This is a genomic window from Asaia sp. W19, assembly GCF_003994335.1.
GTDB lineage: Bacteria > Pseudomonadota > Alphaproteobacteria > Acetobacterales > Acetobacteraceae > Asaia.
On the sequence record NZ_PNQZ01000037.1, the window covers coordinates 1 to 2,023 of the forward strand.

2 pseudogenes are annotated in these 2,023 nt (G+C 59.4%); both read left to right on the forward strand.

The features are described 5' to 3' along the window. Positions 1-808: pseudogene (locus C0V97_RS18325) on the forward strand (calcium-binding protein); the annotation flags it as partial. 431 nt (positions 809-1,239) lie between these two features. After that, positions 1,240-2,023, forward strand: a pseudogene (locus C0V97_RS07720) (calcium-binding protein); the annotation flags it as partial.

Consider the following 2,023-nt stretch of genomic DNA (forward strand, 5'->3'; position numbering starts at 1 on the left):
GGATACAGTCACGATCCTGGGCGGCAACTCCATCGTCAACCTGCAGTCGAACTCGCTCATCGTCGATGCAGCGCTGACCGGCAGCCAGATCTCGGTTGGCGTCAACAGCACGATCTTCGGCGGTACCGGATCAACCGTGAACTTCACGGGAAGCACGGGCACCATCGTCGGCACGGTGGGCGACACCATCTCTGCCGCAGGCGACCTTTCCGTCTATCATGGCGTGAACCAGTCGATCAGCGTCTCTGGCGCGCTGTCCTTCATCTCGGGCACAGGCAACACCTCGATCAATGCCGGCTCGGGCACGATCTGGGGCGCGAATGACCTCAACGCCACCGTCGACACGGCAGGCCGTGCGCTCTTCACGGCCAATCAGCCCAAGACGACCGGCGACCAGTATATCGATGCTTCCTCCTCCAAGGGAACACTCGAAGCCTGGACGGGTGCTGGCAACAACACCATCATCGGCACCTCGGGCTCCGATCATTTCGTGTTCGGCACGCAATTCGCAGATTCGAATGGCGACAGCTTCGCCACCGTCACCGGTGGCAGCGGCGCAGCCAACACCTTCGGTGTGCTCGCCGGGCATAATGGTGGTGACATCACCATCACCGATTTCGGCAGCGCGGCTGGCAACATGTTCTTCATGTATAACTACCGCCCGGCGGATGCCGACAAGGCCATCCAGGATCTGCTGGCAACGGCAACGGTCACTGGCGGCAACACCACGCTGCAGCTCGACAACAACATGAAGGTTACCTTCCTCGGCGTGACCGATCTGAAGGCCTCGAACATCGTGATCAGCTGATCATCAACAAACCATCAGTTACTTGCGTCTCTCTGCGAGGGCCCGGCTCACAGACCGGGCCTTCGTTTTTGTAACGGAAAAATCTGGACTGTAGCGCGCAAAGGCTGCTTCCAGCCAGTTTTGTCCTCATCACCCAGTGAGTGACTCGTGTCCGATCTATCCGACAGACAGACCCCCTCTGCCTTTGACATCCCCCCCAACAAGAAACCTTGTTGGCCTCAGCCTGTCTGGCGACCAATCACGCAAGGCGGAGCTCCGCCTGACGAACCATCGAGCCGCTACGCTGGATTCGGGCCCTGATCTTCGGTCGTCTGCCGCGCGGCATCCCTATTTGTGAAGCCTGGAAGCAGCGCCTCCCTTCTCCAAGCACCGAAGGAGTTTCCGAGGCGATGGAATGGGGCGAGGCTTCCGAAAATTGAGGAACTGGTCGCATGGCGATCGTAACAATATATGGTGCCTCAGGCATGACTGTTCAGGTCACCGTTCAGGGGGCCCGGATGCAGACTCTTGCCTCGAGTTATGCAGAACAGATCAAATATGCGCTCTATGACGGCCGTTGCACCCTTCTCGACCTCGTCGTAGGCGAAAATAACGAACCCATGGACCAGGACTTGCTCGTCCAAGGCGCAATCACGACGGGAGGCGCCTTTGCACTGAGCGGCAACTACACGAATCTCGTGGTCGGGGCGCAAGCTGAGCAAGATGGCGGTAAGGGGCCGTTCGTAAAGCCGTTGGTCATTGTCCCGCCGCTCTCCTCCCCGGTTACGGTCAATGGCGCAGGCATGACGGGCAGCAGCCTGTCCATTCTCGCTGGCAATACGGCGGGTGTCAGCTTCTACGCTGGCAGCTATGACGGCAAGTTCGTCTCGACGATGGGTAATAACCTGTTCAACGCCCAGGGTCAGAAGGGCGACTGGACGATCGCAACCGGCGATGGTGACGACACCATCATCGGTTCGGACGGTGTCAACAACATCCGCGCGGGCGATGGCAGCAACCTGATCCAGCTCGGAGCCGGTGCGAACTTCGTCGCTTCCGAGGGCAAGGATACCATCGATGGCGTGGAGAATTCCTCGGATACAGTCACGATCCTGGGCGGCAACTCCATCGTCAACCTGCAGTCGAACTCGCTCATCGTCGATGCAGCGCTGACCGGCAGCCAGATCTCGGTTGGCGTCAACAGCACGATCTTCGGCGGTACCGGATCAACCGTGA